The sequence below is a fragment of the Cohnella mopanensis genome, assembly GCF_022352055.1.
Taxonomy (GTDB): Bacteria; Bacillota; Bacilli; order Paenibacillales; family Paenibacillaceae; genus Cohnella; species Cohnella mopanensis.
In genome coordinates, this window is record NZ_JAKRWM010000009.1 from 1 (window position 1) to 18735 (window position 18735).

The following is an 18735-nucleotide window of genomic DNA, read 5'->3' on the forward strand; positions in this document are numbered from 1 at the left end:
CGAGGTTCCTCAGCTCGTCCGGAACGGCATTCTCATAATGGACTTGAATTTCTTCTTTGCCCCGTTGCTTCTCTTGCCGATAGTCCGGCTCGGAGACGATATGGATATCCCGTCCGTTCAGACGGATCGTTTTGCCGTTGTTGTCCTCGGAAATGACTTTAGCACCGGAGAAATCGAAATATTTGCTGAAATCCTTCGTCTCTTTGGCCATTTCCTGTATCCTCCCATAGAAAACGGGCAAGCTCCGGGGAGTTCCCGCTTCTCGTCAATCCTATTTATTATAGCATGAACATCTGAATGGAAGCGAATCGGATTATATAAAAAAGTACCGAATCCGAGCCCGTCCGGCTTGAAGATTCGGTACTTCCTTTGGTACGTAATTCTATGAAGCTACTCATAAGCCCATAGCTGCATAGCGGCTCCGATCATGCCTCCATGGTTGCCGCTGCTTGAGGGCACAATCTTAACGCCGGACAGGAACGAAGGCATAGCCCGCTTGCGCGTTTCTTCTTCGATTCGCCGCAGCAGCGGTTCACCGATATCCGCCAAGCCGCCGCCGATGACGAGGACCTGCGGATTAAAAACGTGCAGCAAGCTTGCGATCGCCGCGCCCAATGCCTCGAACGCCTCATCCATGACTGCTGCGGCAGCGGCGTCACCCGACTGCCAACGCCTCACCGTCTCCCGGGTATCGATCGGTTCATCGCCATCCCCCGCCCCGGCAGCCTTCAATTTTTCGTTCATCCGAGCGGCAATGGAAGTGCCGGAAGCGTAAGCTTCCAAACAACCTCTGCTCCCGCAGATGCAAGGGAGGCCGCGGTAATCGACGCTCATATGGCCGATTTCTCCCGCTCCGCCCCATTGCCCATGCACGATTTTGCCCTTGTCCACAAGGACGCCGCCGATTCCCGTTCCGAGCGCCAAGCAGATCAGGCTCTCGGCGTCCCTTCCCGCTCCGGCGTATTTTTCCGCCAAAGCCAGCACGTTAACGTCGTTATCGACTTGGACCGGCATACCGAATTTATTCTGGATTAACGATTTAATAGGCGTGCCGGTATATCCGGGCAACAAGTCGGATGCATGGCGAATGACTCCGGACTCCCATTCGACCTGCCCTGCCGTTCCGATGCCTATCCCTCTTACTTTCAGCAACGGCATATTATCCTGTGCCCATTGCAGCAGTTGAGAGATCGCTGTCGTTATGCGAATATCGACAGCGATCTCCCCCGCTAGCGTAGGCAGGCTGTTCGAATACACAACTTCGCCGTTACGGCCGATTATGCCAACGTTAATTTTCGTTCCGCCTACGTCAACGCCTATCGCATACTCGGAGGATGAATCGTACACCGGTATTTCCATGACCGGCACCTCCTACCCGAGCTTTTGGCTTATCGCTTTGACATAGCGCGCGGTTATGAGTTGCGGACGGGTAATAGCGCTTCCGACGACCACGTAATCGGCTCCGGCGTCCAGCGCGGCTACCGCTTCCTCCGGCGTCCAAATGCGTCCTTCCGCGACGACGGGAATGTTAAGCTCGCTGCTCAAGCGGCGAATCAAGTCCAGATCCGGACCTTCCTGCTGCTTGCTGTACGGCGTATAGCCCGATAGCGTCGTTCCGACGAAGTCGGCGCCGAGCTTGGCGGCCGCAATGCCTTCCTCGTAAGTAGACACATCCGCCATGACGGCTGCCCCGCGCCCATGAATATAGGCGAACAGTTCGACGACCGCATCCAGCCGCCCTTCCCGGTCAGTTACGTCCATCGCGACGATATCCGCGCCCGCGTCGAGAATCGCCGCGACCTCTTCCATCGTCGGCGTAATGAAGACGTCCGCCCCCGGGATAACCCGCTTGATCAAGCCGATTACGGGAAGCTCGATCGCTTCTTTAATCGCCCGAATATCATGCGCGCCGTTCGTGCGAATACCGATCGCTCCGGCTTCCAGCGCGGCACGCGCCATTTTCGCCATCGTATCCCCGCCGTGAAGCGGTTCGTCCTCCAGCGCTTGGGCTGAGACGATTAACCCTCTGCGAGGGAATATAGGTGAAGTTTTCGTCATTTTCTTGTTCCTCCTCCGCGGTTATTTTACCGCTCCCATTGTCATCCCTTTAACTAGATGCTTCTGCACGAAAATTCCGAAGATAAGCATCGGAACCATGATGAACGTGCCTGCCGCCGACAACGGTCCCCATTCCGTTCCTTGGAACGTCATGAACGAAGTGACGAGCACGGGAAGCGTCTGCGTTGCTTTTCCCGTCATAACGAGTCCGATCAAGAATTCGTTCCATGCAAGCACCATGGACAGGATGAACGTCGCCGCCAGTCCGCCGCGCGCCAAGGGTAGAATGACCTGGAAGAACGTTCTCGTTTCCGAGCAGCCGTCGACGAACGCGGCTTCGCGAATCTCTCTGGGAATGTCTTCGAAATAAGTGACAAGCATCAATACCGCAAACGGCAAATTCATCAGCATATACATAAAAATGAGCAACGCATAGGAATCGGACACACCGATTTGCACGGAGATGAAGTAAATCGGTAGCAGCATAAGGATCGGTGGAGCGACTCTGGAGCTCAATATGAATGTCATCATCTTGGATTTTTTCGGAAAGTTAAAATACGCCAAAGCATAAGAAGTTACCGCGGCGATGCAAAGACACAACAGAGTGGATACGAGAGAGATAAACACGCTGTTGCCGAATGCCGAGAAAAAGTCCGATCTGCTGAATACGTTGCTGTAGTTGTCCAATGTCGGTTCGAATATCCATTTCGGCGGAATCGCGAACGCGTCCCGGCTGTTTTTGAATGAGGTTGAAATAAGCCAGACTAGGGGGACCATAAAAAAGATCATAATGCACCCGACGCCGACGTAGAACAACCCGGATTTGGTTTTACGCATTGGTCTCCCCCTCACCTTCTGGCCTTCGAGCCGCTTAATTTGCTGTACACCGTCGTGAAAATAAACGTGATAATGACGGTAATCGTTAAGTTAATGACCGTTGCGTAGCTGATGTTGAAGTTGTTGAAGCCTTGGATATAGGCGTACATGTTCGTCGTCTCCGTCGCGAGCGACGGGCCACCCCGCGTCATGACGTAAATGATGTCGAACGTCTTGACGCTATCGATGATCCGAAGCAGGAACGCGATCATCAGAGAAGGCGCCAGCAGCGGGAGGACGACATGGATAAAGCGTTGTATCGGCGACGCTCCGTCGACTTCGGCCGCCTCAAGCGGTTCGTTCGGCATCGCGTCGAGACCCGCGGCAAGGATGAGGAATACGAACGGAGTCCATTGCCATACGTCCGCGATAATAACGGAGATCATGGCCAAGTCCATGCTGCCGAGCCAATTGTGCTTGCTGCCCATTCCTAGCACGCCCATATAGTAGTTAATAATCCCGGCGTTCGGATCGTAGAACACCCTCCAGATCAATCCCGATACGACGGGCGTCATGATCATCGGAATGAGGAGCAGCGTTCTAACGAGCTTCCTCCCGACGAACTGGCGATTCAGGAACAGGGCAAGACCCAAACCGAATAGCAATTCGATCCCTGTGGCCGAGACGGAGAAGACGAGTGTCCTCCATAACGAAGCCCATGCTCTTGAATCGTGGAACAACGCAACGAAATTGTCGAACCCGACGAAAGAGGTTACCGATTTCACCAAGTTGATATCCCGGACGGCCATATAGATCGAATAACCCATGACTACGACGGACATGATGCCAAGAATAAGCAGCACCGGCATGACCCAATAATTAGCTCTGTTTCTCAGTTGTCGAATCATTCGTTCACACCCTTAAGGGGCCAAGCAACCTTCATGCCGATTGCTCATGGCGCTTGCTTGGCCCTTGATCAATATCGTTTTCCGTTATTTTGCCGATAACAGCTTATTGTTCAAATCATTGGCTTCCTTGAGCGCGTCCGCGGCCGATTTATTGCCGAGCAACGCCTTGGAGATCGCTACGCCCGTGTTATTGATGACTTCGTTGGATTGCGGGATTTGCGGCAAATATTGAGTATTACCGTTCTCGATCGCTTCCAGCATCGTGTCCTTGAATGCGCCGAATTTCGTCAGGAACGAGCTGTCCTGCATCGCGGCCAAGGAAGAAACGCCGGAGTTCGGTTCGATGGACATCGATTTGATTTGCTGTTCCTTCGCGGTCGCCCAGCTCATGAACAGCCAAGCCGCATCTTTGTTTTTGCTTTCTTTGGACAGGTACATGCCATGAACCGTTAGCGAAGAAGCTCCGCCCTTCGGATTATCCGATTGCGTAGGCACCGGAGCGTAGCCGACTTTGCCGACGATGGATGATTCCTTAGGATCCTCGTTATAAGCGCCGTTCACGGTCGCATCGATCGTCATCGCCGCTTTTCCTTGCTGGAACAACAGGCGATTTTCTTGCCAACCGAAGTTGGCTACGCCGGTCGGACCGTATTTGTTCAGAATTTCTTGATAGAAGTCCAATGCTTTAGCCGCTTCAGGAGAAGCCAGATCCGTTAAGCCTTGCTCGTTCAACCATTGTCCGCCGAAGCCCCATAGGAACGTCGCCCAGACGTACACGTTCTGAATTCCTTGTTCGCCGCGCAGCGTGATGCCCGCGATGTCTCCCTTGGACTTCTCGTTAACCGTTTTGGCTGCCGTCATAAGTTCGTCGAAAGTCGTCGGTACTTTAATGCCGTACTCCTCGAACAAATCTTTCCGGTACATAAGGAACGTGCTCTCGCCATACACGGGAAGCCCGTACATCACCTTGTCGATTTTCATCGCGTTCAAGTATTGCGGTACGAAATCCGCTTCGTCGAAATCCGCGTTAATCGAAGCGTTAGTGGTGTAGGCGTCAAGCGGTTCTACATACCCGGCATTGACGTAACCGTATCCGTGAACGATATCGTCCATGACGATATCGTAACGTCCTGATCGGCTCGAGAAGTTGATCAGCGCTTTGGAGGTCAAGTCGCTGTAAGGCACGATTTCCAGATTCACTTTGATCCCGGTTTTTTGCTCGAACTCGGGCAATATTTTCTGAATGGCATTGCTCGTCGAGTGTCCTTCGAGCAGAACGCTGATTTCTTTTCCCTTATAAGGCATGTCTGAACCAGATGTCGCTCCGCTCGCTCCTGTTCCCGTTGCTCCGGCGTTATCCGCTTTATTGCCGCAGCCTCCGATCACTACGGATGTAGCCAGCAATGCGAATGCTCCCCATTTTAACCGTTTGTTCATTGGAAATTCCCCCTATAATGAGATCAGTCGTTAGTCGGAACGGCGACCGGCAAGCCAGTCAACAACGATTTCTCCATGCACGAAGCGATAAGTACCGCACGGTAAGCATCTTCGACCGTAATCGGCAACGGAGCGTCTTCCGTAACCGCAAGAACGAACGAGGTCAGCTCTTCCTTCATGATTCCCGTCAGGCGACCATACATTTCCATACCGTACATCGTATCCGGATAAGTGAACCGGCCGCCCGCGTGGCGCTGAATGTTCTGGTTGACGATATTTACGTTGATGGCGCCGTCCGTCCCGATGATGTCGAGCTTCGCGTCGAGCTCGTAGTAATGGTCGGGCATAACCCAGCTTGTCTCATAGCTTCCTACCGCACCGGACGCTAGCTTGAAGGTGGTCACGGCAGCGTCGCCAACGTTGAATTCGTTAAGGCGGTTGCGAACTTCCGCCGTGTATACTTCCACGATGCGATCTCCGGTCACCCATTCGATCGCGTCGATGTCATGAACCCCTAGGAACATGAGCACGGACGTTCTGCCCTTCAGCCTCAGTCCGTTCTGATAAGAATTGTTCCGTCTGGCATACAGATGCAGCGGACTTCCCAACTGACCGGAAGCGATGGACTCGCGAGCGTGATAATACCGCGGATCCCAACGCAGCGTATGTCCGACCATCATTTTGATACCGGAAGCTTTCACTTGATTGACGATCGCCTTCGCTTCGATCAGGTCCGTCGCAAGCGGCTTTTCCATCAACACGTGTTTTCCGTGCTTGCACGCTAGCATCGCAAGCTCGTAATGCTGATCGTCCGCTGTACAGATGCTGACTGCATCCAACTCCGCCATGCCGAATAGCGCTTCCAAGCTTTCCGCCGCCTTAGTCTGATACTGTTCAGCCATACGGTCGGCATGCACTTGGTTAATATCGTATACTGCAACTAGCTCCACTCCGGCCATCTCCGAATAAATACGCGCGTGCGTTTGTCCCATCACGCCTAAGCCAATGACCGCTACTTTCATTTTTCCCATTGTCTTCTGCCTCGCTCTCTTGCCTGTGTTATGGCGTTTGTATAACGCTTACATTCACATTATAAAAAGCCTGACGAGGGGGAAGAAGGAACGCAATCGAGAACATTGTTCACGATTTCGCGACGTGTAAACGCTTTATTCACGATTTTCATACGAATGTTCACGAAATTTTTTCCAACTGCGGAGTTTTCATTAAAAAAACCTCCTATTCCAGAGGAATGGAGGTTGTCGATCCGGCCGAATAATTAGCCCGATAGCGCTTTGGGCTCATGCCTTTTACCTTTTTGAATATCCGCCCGAAGTAATTAATATTGTCGTACCCGACCTTCTCGGCAATCGCGTAACTAGGAAGATGGGTTTCCCTCAACAGTTCCGCCGCCTTTTCGACTCTTAGTCCGTTCATGTACTCGATTAAACCCGAGCCCGTCTCTTTCTTGAACAAATAACTTAAATACCCTTCGCTAATGTTCGTCATTTCCGCCGCTTGCTTCAAGGTGAAGCTTTCGGTGTAATGGGTTTTCAGGTAAGCCTTAAGCGCAAGGATATCTTCCCTCACCCGCTCCCGCGAGGTGGACCGGATCGTTTCCAAACACTGGGCGACGTACGCGTCGAACCATCTTTCCGCTTCGCCGATTCGCTTGAATTCGATCATCTGGCTGTAGGCCGGACGCTCCTTCTCCGAGGCCTGCCCGATAGAATCACCAAATCTCCTGAACGCCGATTGCAAGCAGTAAAATAAATCCAAGCAAATCTGAATCGTGCTGGCAATCGGCTGCTTCCCGCTTCGGAGCTTGGCCATCGTAAGCCCGATCAGCCGCTTAATGCCCTCTTCGTCCAACCTCTCGACTGCGAGCGCCAGTTCTTCCTCCTCCTGTTTGGTGAACAGGGGTTTATCCGTTGTCTGCGAATCTTCGTTGTGTTCGCCATAAACATGCACCCTAGCATCGCTTTCATAGAAACGCCCATCCAGCGCCAGCTCTGACTGCGCATAAGCTTGCTGCAGCATGATCGGTTCGCCGCACGCGACGCTGATTCCGACATCGATCGCCGCACCGACGAATCGCTCCGCCGCGCTCGTCAAATCCGCTCCGATCTCCCTTAATTGCTCCGCCGTCGCAGTCGACTGCATCCACAAGATGAGGACGGCTTCTTTCTCGGAGGAACGAACCAGGGAAGCGTCCGCCCATTTCCGCGCGTTGAGTTCAAGAACGTTCGCTAACGTGGCAACCGAACTCGCGGCTAACGGTCCGCCCGCGCTCTCTTCATCCGTTCTGGCTAGAACGACGTAGGCTGCTTTAGAGTCGAACCTCTCCAGCATTTCTGCTCGATTCAGATCCGCGGGCGAAGATTTACCGTCGACGCATCGGCGTAGGGCATCCTCCAAGCTATCGCCGGATTCGGATGGCTGCCGATCTCTTTGTCCGTTGGCATTCTCGGGTTTGCGGTCCATGTGCGGCACTATTCGGCTTGCCGTCTCCTGCAACAGCCGAATCAACTTGTCCGGGTCGACCGACGCTTTCAGAATATAATCGTCGGCTCCTAACTTCATCGCGCTCCGCACGAAATCGTATTCGTCATGGCTGCTAAGAACGAGAATCCGAATCCAAGGGTACGATCGTTTCACCAATTCGATCAATTCGATCCCGTTCATGTTCGGCATCTTAATATCGGTTAACAGAATATCCGGCTGAACCTGCTCTAATAGAGCCAATGCCTCTCTCCCGTCGCAAGCTTCCCCGACGTGCCGGAATCCGTTCGCTTCCCAATCGATCACCGACTTCATTCCTAAGCGAACGATAATTTCGTCGTCAACCAGCATGATCTTAATCGGCATTGAACTGTTCCCCCTTTCCTTGCAGGAACGGCAGCCGATAGGTGACCGTCGTTCCTTCGCCCGGCTTGCCGTCGATCGCGAGGCCGAAGTCTTCGCCGTATTGAAGCTTCAATCTTTCGTGAACGTTCTGGACGCCGATTCGTTTCGCTTCCGCGCCATCGGTCGTTTTGTTCAACCAGTTTTTGATTTCTGCCAATCTTTCCTCGTCGACTCCGACTCCGTTGTCTCTTACGGTAATGATTAACGTGCTTTGGATGAGTCGCCCTTTCACTTCGATGATCCCTTTACCCGGAAGTTGATCTATCCCATGTTCGATGCAATTTTCAACGATCGGCTGCAACATGAATTTAATCGTTTCGGCATGCAGCAGCTCTTCCGGTACGTCGAATACGATGTCCAGCTTTTCGTTATATTTCAGCTTCATTAACGCGATATAGTTGTGGATATAGTCCATCTCGTCTTTAAGCGTATTCATGGTGCTTCCCCTGACGATGCTGCCTTCCATCAATCCGGCAAGACTGGACAGCATTTGGCCGACTTCGCGCTCGCCCCGCATATAGGCGGTCCATTTGATGTTGTTTAACGTATTCAGTATAAAATGGGGGTTGATCTGCGCTTGCAACGCGCGAAAGCGCATATCTTCCTTTTGCTTATATTCGTCCTTGACGCGTTGCAGTAAATCCTTGACTTGTCCGAGCATCTGATTGTAGGTTCTCTGCAAAACCGATATTTCTTTAGGGCCGTTAATCAGAATGGGGCTATTGAATTGATTGTTTTCCATTCCCGTCATCTTCTTTACCATTACGATCAAAGGCTTTGAAATCCCGTTAGCGATCGCTACGGTCATCAGAACGAACAGGACGATAATAATCCCCGACATCATGAAATTCGCTTTACGGATGTCGAATATTTCTTTGAACACCGTATCGTACGGAACGATCTGAACGATGCTCCACCCCGTCTGGCTGATCTTGTAGAAATTTACGATTTTCTTGTCCGATCCTTCTCCGACGGTCGTTTGCCCCCGGGAATTGTCCTCGTTATCCATGACCGAGTATTGGGGAGGCAACACGCTTCCTAATCTATCTTTGTCCGCGCTGGATATAATCGTTCCTGACGAGTCCGTTAAAAAAACTTCTCCCTCAAGTCCGGTAATGTAGCTATACAAATCTTCTTCCGCTTTGCTATATAGCAGAACGCCAAGCTTACGATTAGTTTGAGGCTCCACAATCATTTTGGCTAACGACACTGTCGGTCTCTTATCCGCGAAAGTGTAGTTCGTTTTCCTAAATATCCATAACAATTGATTCGGCGACTCATTCAATCGGGTTAACCAATCGCTATGCATGATCTCGTTGTAAACCTGCGGTTCCGTATAACGGGAAGTAATCATATTCCCGCTATAATCCATTACCGCGACGTACGTCGTATGATTTGACCTTGAGACTTTATTGAGCTCATTATGCTGCAACTCGTATTTCTCGTATGCCGTAAGCGCTTTCGGATCTTGCAGCAATTGAATGACGCTCGGGTTTTGCGTAATTTCGTTAGCGGCCGTAAACATGTCTTCCGTCGTGAATTCGATATTTCTTCCCGCTAACGTGAGCGCTTCTTGAGCGGAATGTCCGATCTTCGTCTTGATTGCTTTCTCCAGAGGCTTATCCAGAAAATAAAAGGTAAACAAAAATGGCAAGATCAAGATAAGCAAAATCAAAAATATAATCTGATTCCGAATCGATATTTTCTGGGAGAGGGTGCCTAGTCGTAGATTCATTGCCATTTCTCCTGTCGTTCAATTTCCCACCCCAGTGTAAACCCGCTTATCCGATCTGTAAATGGCAAAAGCAGGTAACTGACCCGAATCCACCATCGAACCCTATACGGCAAACAAACCGTTTCCCCAATGGGAAACGGTTTGTTCTATCTGCTGAATGAAGCATTAGTCCACGATTTCCCCGAAGTCGCCGGTGTTCACGCTAGCGGCATTTCCTTCATCCGTATCGATATGCATATCTAGAGCAAATTGATCAGACACGCGTGCTAATACTTGCTCAAATACGACGCCCCGTTCACCGCCTACGCGCACTTTAAGCATTTGCTTGTCCGCGATCCCCCAACGCTCGGCATCCGAGGTATGGAAATGAATATGACGAGCGGCCACGATAACTCCCTTGTCTACGGTAACCTCTCCCGCTGGGCCGACAATCCGAATTCCCGGAGTTCCTTCGATGCTTCCCGATTCTCGTAGCGGAGGCTGCAGCCCTAACGAGAATGCGTCCGTACGCGACACTTCAAGCTGCGTCGCGCTTCGGGCCGGACCTAATATACGTACTTTAGGAAAAGAACCTTTCGGTCCGTAGACGGCAACGGTTTCATTCGCGGCGAATTGGTCAGGCTGCGATAGCGGCTTGAACTCCGTCAATGTCGCTCCCGCTCCAAACAGAAGCTCGACATGCTCCTGGGAGAGATGAATGTGGCGAGCCGATACGCCTACCGGAACTTTCTTCGCTTCGTTCAATGACATGATTATCCCAACCTTCCTATGACTTCCTATCCCCAGTATAACGCAAGAGGCGCACGGGACAAACCCGTGCGCCTCTTGAATAACGTTCTTATTTGAATTCCGTCAACAGTTTGTCAAAGTCTTCGCGAGAAAGCTTGATATCCTGTTTCGTGAGCGCTTCTTGCTTGAATCCGGCCGCCAAGTCTTCATACGACTTGCGTTCCTTGTTCTGATAGATCAGACCGGTCAGCATACCGTTCGTTTCCATGATCTTCGTCATGGCCGCGATCCGGTTGGAAGGATCGTAATCCGGGAATTGCTCCAAATTCACGATGTTTTCCTTGAACCAATCATAAGTGTTGATCTTATTGAACGTAACGCACGGGCTGAATACGTTAATAAGCGAGAACCCTTTGTGGTTCAAGCCTTGCTCGATCAGCGAAGTCAATTGCTTCAGATCGCTTGAGAACGATTGCGCTACGAATGTCGCGCCTGCGGACAGTGCGATTTCAAGCGGGGACAACGTCGTCTCGATCGAGCCTTCCGGCGTCGATTTGGTCTTGAAGCCTTCCGCGCTGCGAGGGGAAGTTTGACCTTTGGTCAAGCCATAGATTTGGTTGTCCATAACGATGTAAGTGACGTCCAAGTTACGACGAATCGCATGAACCGTATGGCCCATCCCGATCGCGAAACCGTCTCCGTCTCCACCCGATGCGATAACCGTTAGCTCGCGGTTAGCAAGCTTAACGCCTTGAGCGATCGGAAGCGAACGGCCATGGATACCATGCAGGCCGTAAGCGTTAATGTAACCGGAAATCCGGCCCGAACATCCGATTCCGGAGATAACGGCAAGCTGTTCAGGCTCAAGGCCAACGTTGGCTGCCGCGCGCTGAATCGCTGCCTGCACGGAGAAATCGCCGCAGCCAGGGCACCAGTTCGGCTTAACGTTATTACGAAACTCTTTGAATGTAGCCATCTAGTTCAGCTCCTTGCAGGCTTTGTGAATTTCCGAAGGCAAGAACGGCGTACCATCGTATTTAAGCAAATTGCGGATTCTGTCGTGATATCCGATATTTTGTTTAATCAGATTGGCTAGTTGGCCAGTTGCGTTGTTCTCCAGAACGACGACTTGCTTAGCGGACTCCAGATGAGGCTGCAGCAATTCGTTCGGGAACGGATGCATCTGCCGAACCATAATTTGATTCGTCGTAATACCGTCCGCTGTCAGGCGAGCGCGAGCTTCCTCGATCGTTCCGCCCGTCGAACCCATCGCGATGATCAGAAGATCCGGATTCGCATTAGGAACATCCGCTTTCACCGCGTTCGTCACGCGAAGATTGCTGATTTTGCCTAATCGTTTGTCCATCATTTTCTCACGGTTGAGCGCGTTCTCCGAAGGTCTTCCTTCTTGGTCATGCTCAACGCCAGTTACGTGATGGATACCGTGTTTGGCCCCTGGGATTACGCGAGGGGAAATGCCATCCTCCGTGAACTCATACCGCTTGAACAAGCGGTTGTCCTCGTTAGGCTCCAGCTCTTCGGTCACCAGCTTACCGCGGTTGATGACGATTTTGTCGTAATCGAGCGCTTCCGACGTCTGTTTACCGAGCGACAACTGCAAATCCGTTGCAACGATGACCGGGATTTGATATTGTTCCGCAAGGTTAAAGCCTTCAATGATATCGTAGAAGCACTCTTCGATCGTGCTCGGCGCAACGACCAGCTTAGGAATCTCGCCGTGCGTACCGTAAATCAGCGCGTTGATATCCGATTGCTCTTGCTTTGTCGGCAATCCAGTCGACGGACCTCCACGCTGCGTATCTACAATGAGAAGCGGAGTTTCCGTCATGCCGGAGAGACCGATCGCTTCCATCATCAGCGCTAGGCCTGGACCTGCGGAAGCCGTCATCGTGCGCACGCCCGCATAGTTCGCGCCGATCGCCATCGTAACGGCTGCTATTTCATCTTCCGTCTGAACGACTGTACCGCCGAACTTAGGAAGCTTCTTAATTAAATATTCCATAATTTCAGAAGCAGGAGTTATCGGGTAAGCGGACATGAGTCTGCAACCAGCGGCTACGCACCCTAGCGCCATCGCTTCGTTACCGATCATGAATAACTTTTGCTTGCCGTCCGCTTCTTCTAGCTTAAATTCGTCTAACGGACCGCCGGCTTGCTCAAGTACGAATTCCGCTCCGCGGCGAACCGCTTCTACGTTCTTCTCTACGATTGCGGCGCCTTTGCGTCCGAACTCTTCTTCTACCGCTTTGTTGAAGACTTCCATTGGTAGGCCAAGAAGCCCCCAGGAAGCTCCGGAAGCGACCATATTTTTCATGAGGGAAGTGCCAAGCTCTTCTGCAATTGCAGTAATCGGTACTGCGAATAACCGTGCTTGCACGCCATCTGGGATCGTCGGCGAGAATTTCGCGTCGGCGACAACGACTCCGCCCGGACGAAGCTCACCTGCGTTTAGATCGATGCTCTCCTGGTCAAAAGCGACTAGAATGTCCAGGTCATCGGAAATCGCGCGAATCGGCTTCGTGCTGATGCGGATTTTGTTATTCGTGTGTCCGCCTTTAATCCGCGAGGAAAAGTGTCGGTACCCGTACAGGTAGTAGCCCAGGCGGTTGAGTGCCGTGGAGAAAATACGGTCGGTACTTTCCACGCCTTCGCCTTGCTGGCCGCCAATTTTCCATGACAGTTGACTGATCACAGTGCCCATCTCCTCTTAATCTCCGGTTCGTCAATTTTCGACAGAATTACCCTATAATATTTTTTATTACCCTCATAAATATTATGTTTTACAAACGTAAATTGCAAGACATATTCGCGTAACCAATAGATAACAGTTTGAGATCGGATCCATGCCGATTTGAGATTGATGTCAGCTGAACAGTTCAATTAGGTAGATTTTTTAGAAAGAAACGGAAGGCCGTCTCTCCGAGCATATCGCTCACGAGCTTTTCTGGATAGCGTTTTAACAGAGCTTCCGTCAAATTCGAATAGCACCCTGGGTGCTCGAGACCTTGAACATGTCGAGTAATGCCATCGAAATCCGAACCGAACGAGAGATGTTCAGCTCCACCTAACGCGCATACATGCTCAACATGGCGGAGAACATTGTCTATCGTTACAGGCTCGTGAGCCGATATGAACCACGGGACAAAGGTCAACCCGATAATCCCTTGCGCGGCGATGATGGCTTGAATTTGTTCATCCGTCAAGTTTCGAGGGTTATCCTTAATAGAACGTGCGTTAGAATGAGAGGCGAAAAAAGGGCGTCGGGCACGCTCAGCCAATTCCCAGAAACCCCGATCCGATAGATGGGACACATCAATTAGGATACCCAAAGATTCGCATTCCGTAACAAGCTGTCTTCCCGCTTTCGTAAAACCGCCCCCGCGCGGCTCCGTCGCTCCGTCGCATGCCCAGTTCGCGTGATTCCACGTCGGACCAAGCAGCCTCAACCCTAACCGATAGAGAAGTCGCAACGTCCATAGTTGACCTTGTAAACTATCGACTCCTTCCAAGGAGAACAACGCGCCGATTTCCCCCTCTTGCCTTGCAGCTTCGAGATCCTTCGCTCTGCGAATCAGCTTCATCCCTTTCACGCTCAACACTTCGCTCCAGAACAGCTCCGCTGCATGGAACACGCTCTCTGGACAGGAGGGGATCGTATCCGGCACGTACAAAGCGAACACTTGAAGCCCGATTCCGCCTTGCTTTAATCGATCAGGGGTTGCGTCGAATACTCCGTCCTTATCTTCCGCCCCCCATTTCGCGCCTGGATGTTCTAGCAATTTACAAAGTACGTCAACGTGCAGATCGGTTACTCTCATATAGACTCCTCCTTCAGCGATTCTCGACATATGTGCCCCGAACGGCACAAAAAAACCTGTCGCGTCGATGAAACCGAAGAAGCGCATGACACGCAACTTCGATGACATCTAGAAACAGGTCGACAGCTTTCCATGCAGATTGCTTACCTCGGCTCGACAATGAGTTTGATTGCCGTCCGGTCTTCTCCATCAATCACAATATCCGTAAAAGCCGGGATGCAGATCAAGTCTACCCCGCTAGGTGCAACGAATCCACGAGCGATGGCTACGGCTTTCACCGCTTGATTGAGCGCCCCGGCACCGATAGCTTGCAGCTCAGCAGCCCCGCGTTCGCGGAGCACACCTGCCAGTGCGCCTGCTACGGAATTTGGATTGGACTTTGCGGAAACCTTCAATACTTCCATGACCAGTACCTCCTCTTATGACAACCCGCATATTTCATCGGTTGCATCGGGAATTATTCGGAAATCAAAGGATGGGCCCACTAAGGCATACATATTCGGTAACCCGCCTGATAATTCCTTCTTTTCCTAAGTGGATTGGTCATGAAAATGTCCAATAATTCAGATTATTGCTACACGGCGATCCAAGAATCCTCGTCTACGGTTATATTTTGTACTTTAACGGCTTTTCCGGTCGTTTCGTCCAATTCCACGAACACGCCGTTCAGCGTCCATTTCCCTTCGGCGACGGTGAATCTGCCAGGCATTCCGGTAATGAAACGGCGCAGTACAGTTTCCTTCTCCATTCCGAGCACGCCATCGCGCGGTCCGGTCATACCGGCATCGGTTAAGTAAGCCGTCCCTTCCGGCAAAATCCGGGCATCGTTCGTCTGAACGTGCGTATGCGTGCCGACGACTAACGAGGCGTAACCGTCCAAGTGCCAGCCCATTGCGATTTTCTCGCTTGTCGCTTCCGCGTGAAAATCGACCAGAACGCATTTCGTATGACGATGCAGTTCCTCGATCTCTTCATCAGCCGTTCGGAACGGGCACTCCGCAGGAGGCAAGAACGTGCGGCCGATCAAGTTAACGACGCCGAGCGTCTTGCCGTTCCCTTTCACGACCATGCTGCCACGTCCAGGCGTACCCGGAGGCAGATTGGAAGGCCGAACGATCCGCGGTTCATCGTCGATAAATTCGAAAATCTCCCGATTATCCCATGTGTGGTTACCCATCGTAATTCCGTGAACGCCCCACTCGAACAGTTCCCGTACGATCGCGGCGTTAATTCCCCGCCCGCCCGCGGCATTCTCCCCGTTCGCAATGATGATGTGGGGGTTATATTTGTCTTTGATCCACGGCAGCAACCGCTTCACCGTATCTCTGCCAACATTCCCTACGATGTCACCGATAAAAACGACTTTCATTCCAACTCAGCTCGCTTTCCATATCCAGCCTTAAAGACTCATGCTATTTAATAAAAAGGAAAAGTGGCTGCATGTTGCCGCAGCCACTTTCAGCCTTCCCTGCATTCCGTAAATTATTTGGCGTATTCAACCGCGCGGGTTTCACGAATAACGGTAACCTTGATGTGACCCGGATAGTCCAGTTCACCCTCGATTTTCTTCGTAATATCCCGAGCTAAGCGGAACGCCTCCGTATCGTCGATCTTCTCCGGTTGAACCATGACGCGCACTTCGCGTCCGGCTTGAATCGCGTACGATTTCTCGACGCCTTCGAAAGATTCGGAGATCGCCTCCAGCTTCTCGAGCCGGCGGATATAAGTCTCCAACGTTTCGCGGCGAGCTCCAGGACGAGCGGCGCTAAGTGCGTCAGCAGCTCCTACGAGCATAGCGATAACCGAAGTGGCTTCCACGTCTCCGTGATGGGACGCGATACTGTTGATGACAACAGGATGTTCCTTGTATTTCTTGCCCAATTCCACGCCGATCTCGACATGCGAGCCTTCCACTTCGTGGTCGAGCGCTTTGCCGATATCATGAAGCAAGCCGGCGCGTTTCGCAAGCGTGATGTCCTCTCCCAGCTCTCCTGCCATAAGGCCGGTGAGGTAGGCGACTTCCATCGAATGCTTCAACACGTTCTGGCCGTAGCTCGTCCGGAATTTCAGACGACCTAGGATTTTGATCAAATCCGGGTGAAGACCGTGCACGCCCACTTCGAAAGTGGCTTGCTCGCCATACTCACGAATTCTTTCGTCGACTTCCTTACGGGATTTCTCCACCATCTCCTCGATCCGAGCAGGGTGAATCCGTCCATCTGCAACCAATTTCTCAAGCGAGGTACGAGCAATCTCGCGGCGAATCGGGTCAAAGCCCGATAGAATAACCGCTTCCGGCGTATCATCGATAATAAGGTCAATACCCGTTAAAGTCTCAAGAGCACGGATGTTACGTCCTTCGCGACCGATGATGCGACCTTTCATTTCCTCGTTAGGCAACGTGACGACGGATACCGTCGTCTCCGCCACGTGATCCGCGGCGCACCGCTGAATGGCAAGAGAGATAATATCGCGCGCTTTCTTGTCGCCTTCCTCTTTCGCTTGATGCTCGATTTCCTTGATCATTTGCGCCGTTTCGTGACGCACTTCCTGTTCCACATTCGACAAGATCATTTGCTTGGCATCTTCTGTCGACAGGTTCGAAATGCGTTCCAATTCGGACATTTGCTGTTTATGCAGCAACTCGACTTGATCCTGGACCTCTTCGATCCGTTTCTCTTTGTTGGCGACTTGCTCCTCTTTGCGTTCCAACGCTTCTAACTTGCGGTCCAGCGACTCTTCTTTTTGCAAGAGGCGTCTTTCCAAGCGTTGAATTTCGTTGCGGCGTTCGCGAATATCGCGTTCCGCTTCGTTACGGAGCTTGTGCACCTCGTCTTTGGCTTCCAGCACCGTTTCTTTGCGAACGGCTTCCGATTCTTTCTTGGCAGACTCGACAATCTGAATGGCAGCCGCTTCGGCACTAGAGATTTTGGCTTCCGCAATGGATTTGCGTGCGACGTAACCGATCCCAAAGCAAAGGACGCCAACAACGAGAACGATCAAGATCCAGATCCATGAAGCTATCATGATCTTTCACCTCCTCGTTGCATCACCAAGGCAACCGCTTGGGGATACTTATTCAATTGATTTTCCGGTTTCCAAACCGTTTGATTACATGTGAACAAAGCATAAAGGGTCGAAAAAACACATTCTGAATCGCTTTTTGGAAGGAAAAAACGATCAGTTGGGAAGATGGAATACAAAATCATTTTATCTTTTGCTAAATTAGATTGTCAAGCAAGCTTCTGACGCAACTTTCGCCCATGGGGCTTGGTATCCATTAATCTTCCATATATTCCGGTTCATGTTGGTAATCATCGGAGAAATCGGTATCCGAACCCGCTCCTCCCATCTCCGTTGCGGCCTGCTGTACCGCCGATCTTACGACCCCGGAAGGGAATCCCCGACGAAGCAGCACGCCCATCAGCTTCATCTTGCGCTCCCTGTCATTTCCTTTCGTGCTCGGCCATCTTTTGCGTGCCAGCGCCAGCGCCGCTTCCTGTTCGACTTGCCCGTCAAGTTCGCCTATTGCCTGATCCACATCTTCCCGGCCAACTCCTCTTTGCATCAGCTCTTGCCTGATCAACATACGACCCTTGCGCTGTCCGACCGCCCGTTGCTCCGTAAACCGCTTAGCATACGCGGTATCATCTACCATCCGCATCGCTTTCAAGCGCTCCAGACAGGCAACTACGACTTCTGGGACATATCCTTTACGCTTAAGCGCCCTAGACAACTCCACCGTCGTCCGCGCTTTGAACTCCAGCATCATTAACGCCGACCGGTACGCATCCTCTTTCTGCTCGTCCTGCCTCAGCACCTCATATTCCGCTGACGTCAATTGACGTCCCTTCAACAACCGCCAGCTAACCAACGTATCCTCATGGACGGTGATCGTGGATTCACCCGCTCCCGCGCCAACACCCACCTCTTCATCCCGCCCCAGCTTTCTGCCCTTGATCCGCAAAGTCTGTGCACCGGCAATGAGGGCATCTACCTCTTCGTTCCAATTCTCATCCTTATCTTCCGAGCTACTCTCAAGAATAGCGGTTTGTTCAACTTCGACATCCAAGGTAGATCCATCAAGTTCCAACTTAAGCGTCACCCAGTACATATGGGGTTTCTTAGAATGCGACTCTATCGCAATGACCTCCGCGCCAAGTACGGGCAATCCCATTGGGTTACCAGAATCCACAGTAGACGTATTCTCTCCCCGGCTACTTTTGTTCCGGGTCTTGCTATCGTATCGGGACGGCTTCTTGTCCTCACCGCTTTTACCCGATCGTCTCGACTTGTACATTCCGTTCAG

General features: G+C 51.7%; 16 protein-coding genes and 1 pseudogene. All 17 read right to left on the minus strand.

Annotation, left to right across the window (positions count from 1 at the left end; translation table 11 throughout):
* A pseudogene (locus L3D05_RS14525) lies at nucleotides 1-211 on the minus strand (tRNA (N6-isopentenyl adenosine(37)-C2)-methylthiotransferase MiaB); the annotation flags it as partial.
* A 179-nt stretch (nucleotides 212-390) separates the two neighbouring features.
* Nucleotides 391-1359 carry an ROK family protein gene (locus tag L3D05_RS14530; RefSeq protein WP_239616903.1) on the minus strand — a complete coding sequence of 323 codons (969 nt, stop codon included), beginning with the start codon at nucleotides 1357-1359 and terminating at the stop codon, nucleotides 391-393.
* 12 nt (nucleotides 1360-1371) lie between these two features.
* Nucleotides 1372-2058 carry an N-acetylmannosamine-6-phosphate 2-epimerase gene (locus L3D05_RS14535; protein ID WP_239616905.1) on the minus strand — a complete coding sequence of 229 codons (687 nt, stop codon included), beginning with the start codon at nucleotides 2056-2058 and terminating at the stop codon, nucleotides 1372-1374.
* Between the two features lie 21 nt (nucleotides 2059-2079).
* Nucleotides 2080-2895 (minus strand): carbohydrate ABC transporter permease, encoded by an 816-nt coding sequence (locus L3D05_RS14540; RefSeq protein ID WP_239616906.1) that lies wholly within the window; start codon nucleotides 2893-2895, stop codon nucleotides 2080-2082.
* An 11-nt stretch (nucleotides 2896-2906) separates the two neighbouring features.
* Nucleotides 2907-3782: a carbohydrate ABC transporter permease gene (locus L3D05_RS14545; protein WP_239616908.1), complete on the minus strand. Its 876-nt coding sequence runs from the start codon at nucleotides 3780-3782 to the stop codon at nucleotides 2907-2909.
* An 84-nt stretch (nucleotides 3783-3866) separates the two neighbouring features.
* Nucleotides 3867-5219 (minus strand): ABC transporter substrate-binding protein, encoded by a 1353-nt coding sequence (locus L3D05_RS14550; RefSeq protein WP_239616909.1) that lies wholly within the window; start codon nucleotides 5217-5219, stop codon nucleotides 3867-3869.
* Between the two features lie 23 nt (nucleotides 5220-5242).
* Complete coding sequence (locus L3D05_RS14555) at nucleotides 5243-6250, minus strand: Gfo/Idh/MocA family protein (RefSeq protein ID WP_239616911.1); 1008 nt, start codon at nucleotides 6248-6250, stop codon at nucleotides 5243-5245.
* Between the two features lie 205 nt (nucleotides 6251-6455).
* On the minus strand, nucleotides 6456-8084 hold the full coding sequence (locus L3D05_RS14560) for a response regulator transcription factor (protein ID WP_239616912.1): 1629 nt from the start codon (nucleotides 8082-8084) through the stop codon (nucleotides 6456-6458).
* A complete protein-coding gene (locus L3D05_RS14565; protein WP_239616914.1) occupies nucleotides 8074-9858 on the minus strand; it encodes a sensor histidine kinase in 1785 nt (594 codons plus the stop codon). The genes L3D05_RS14560 and L3D05_RS14565 overlap by 11 nt, the downstream gene beginning before the upstream one ends.
* A 165-nt stretch (nucleotides 9859-10023) precedes the next feature.
* The gene (gene pduL / locus L3D05_RS14570; protein ID WP_239616915.1) at nucleotides 10024-10608 is read right to left on the minus strand and encodes a phosphate propanoyltransferase; all 585 of its coding nucleotides are present in this window, start codon (nucleotides 10606-10608) and stop codon (nucleotides 10024-10026) included.
* 88 nt (nucleotides 10609-10696) lie between these two features.
* Complete coding sequence (locus L3D05_RS14575; RefSeq protein ID WP_239616917.1) at nucleotides 10697-11563, minus strand: 2-oxoacid:ferredoxin oxidoreductase subunit beta; 867 nt, start codon at nucleotides 11561-11563, stop codon at nucleotides 10697-10699.
* On the minus strand, nucleotides 11564-13300 hold the full coding sequence (locus L3D05_RS14580) for a 2-oxoacid:acceptor oxidoreductase subunit alpha (protein ID WP_239616919.1): 1737 nt from the start codon (nucleotides 13298-13300) through the stop codon (nucleotides 11564-11566).
* A 184-nt stretch (nucleotides 13301-13484) separates the two neighbouring features.
* On the minus strand, nucleotides 13485-14426 hold the full coding sequence (locus L3D05_RS14585; protein WP_239616920.1) for a dipeptidase: 942 nt from the start codon (nucleotides 14424-14426) through the stop codon (nucleotides 13485-13487).
* A gap of 143 nt (nucleotides 14427-14569) precedes the next feature.
* Nucleotides 14570-14830, minus strand: coding sequence for a stage V sporulation protein SpoVS (spoVS, locus tag L3D05_RS14590; protein ID WP_027084382.1), 261 nt, complete (start codon nucleotides 14828-14830; stop codon nucleotides 14570-14572).
* 170 nt (nucleotides 14831-15000) lie between these two features.
* On the minus strand, nucleotides 15001-15795 hold the full coding sequence (locus tag L3D05_RS14595; RefSeq protein ID WP_239616921.1) for a TIGR00282 family metallophosphoesterase: 795 nt from the start codon (nucleotides 15793-15795) through the stop codon (nucleotides 15001-15003).
* Nucleotides 15796-15908: 113 nt separating this feature from the next.
* The gene (gene rny / locus L3D05_RS14600) at nucleotides 15909-17453 is read right to left on the minus strand and encodes a ribonuclease Y (protein WP_239616923.1); all 1545 of its coding nucleotides are present in this window, start codon (nucleotides 17451-17453) and stop codon (nucleotides 15909-15911) included.
* 253 nt (nucleotides 17454-17706) lie between these two features.
* A complete protein-coding gene (locus tag L3D05_RS14605; RefSeq protein ID WP_239616924.1) occupies nucleotides 17707-18726 on the minus strand; it encodes a regulatory protein RecX in 1020 nt (339 codons plus the stop codon).
* Nucleotides 18727-18735: the final 9 nt, after the last annotated feature.